Source organism: Psychrobacter sp. K31L (genome assembly GCF_017942195.1).
In the GTDB taxonomy this organism is placed as follows: Bacteria; Pseudomonadota; Gammaproteobacteria; order Pseudomonadales; family Moraxellaceae; genus Psychrobacter; species Psychrobacter glaciei.
In genome coordinates, this window is sequence record NZ_JAGKSC010000022.1 from 1 (window position 1) to 914 (window position 914).

2 protein-coding genes are annotated in these 914 nt (G+C 40.8%); both read left to right on the top strand.

What is annotated here, in order from left to right; all coding sequences use genetic code 11:
- Positions 1 to 62 precede the first annotated feature (62 nt).
- Positions 63 to 416 (top strand): IS630 transposase-related protein, encoded by a 354-nt coding sequence (locus J5X94_RS13790; protein ID WP_210541616.1) that lies wholly within the window; start codon positions 63 to 65, stop codon positions 414 to 416.
- 40 nt (positions 417 to 456) lie between these two features.
- Positions 457 to 909: an IS630 family transposase gene (locus J5X94_RS13795; protein ID WP_210541617.1), complete on the top strand. Its 453-nt coding sequence runs from the start codon at positions 457 to 459 to the stop codon at positions 907 to 909.
- Positions 910 to 914 lie beyond the last annotated feature (5 nt).

Consider the following 914-nt stretch of genomic DNA (forward strand, 5'->3'; position numbering starts at 1 on the left):
TAGTCAGTTCTTTATAAATAAGATACAATCGTTTTAAAACAAGCGAAATGGCAGAAGAACACATGACCTATTCAGCAGATTTTCGGGCACAAGTGATTAAAAGTGTCAAAAACAAAGACATGAGTATCCGTCAGGCTTGTACTTTTTATAACGTTAGCAAAACCGCTTTACAGCGCTGGCTGAAAACCCCAAGTATCAAACAAACTCGGGATAAATCACCAACTAAAATACCGAATGACGCATTACTAGAAGACGTTAAACAACATCCAGACGACTATCTGTACGAGCGAGCTAGGCGCTTCAAATGTAGTAAGACCGGCATGCACACTGCTTTAAAACGTATAGGTATTAGCCAAAAAAAAGACCTTAGAGCATCCAAGAGCGTGCCTAATAAAAAGAGCGACGTACCAGAGTAAGCTTGATAGCTTTACACAGCAAGGTTATCCCATTGTTTATATGGATGAGAGCGGCTTTGAGGCTGAAACAATAAGACCCTATGGCTATGCACCGATTGGAACCCCTTGTATTGATAGCTATAACTGGCAAGCAAAAAAGCGCACTAATGTCATTGGTGCGCTTTATGAAAAGATGCTGTTTGCGCTGGATTACTTTGAGCAGAACATTAACAGCAGCATATTTTATGACTGGTGCAAGCACTCGCTAATACCTAGCCTTAAAACCAAATGCGTGATTGTCATGGACAATGCCCGCTTTCACAAGAATAAGCGTATTCAAAAGCTACTTAACAGGCATGGCCATCGTATTCTTTGGTTGCCACCCTACAGTCCTGATCTAAACCCCATTGAAAAGAAGTGGGCGCAAGCAAAGTTTCTACGCCAAGGATGGATGGAGAATAATCTGCCTAAACTGTTTCATGATATGGGTTGTATCTCTTTTATTATGAACTGACTATA

Bases quoted from the DNA above. Each gene is read 5' to 3' on its own strand.
- J5X94_RS13795 (WP_210541617.1), top strand. From the start codon at position 457: ATGGATGAGAGCGGCTTTGAGGCTGAAACAATAAGACCCTATGGCTAT.
- J5X94_RS13790 (WP_210541616.1), top strand. From the start codon at position 63: ATGACCTATTCAGCAGATTTTCGGGCACAAGTGATTAAAAGTGTCAAA.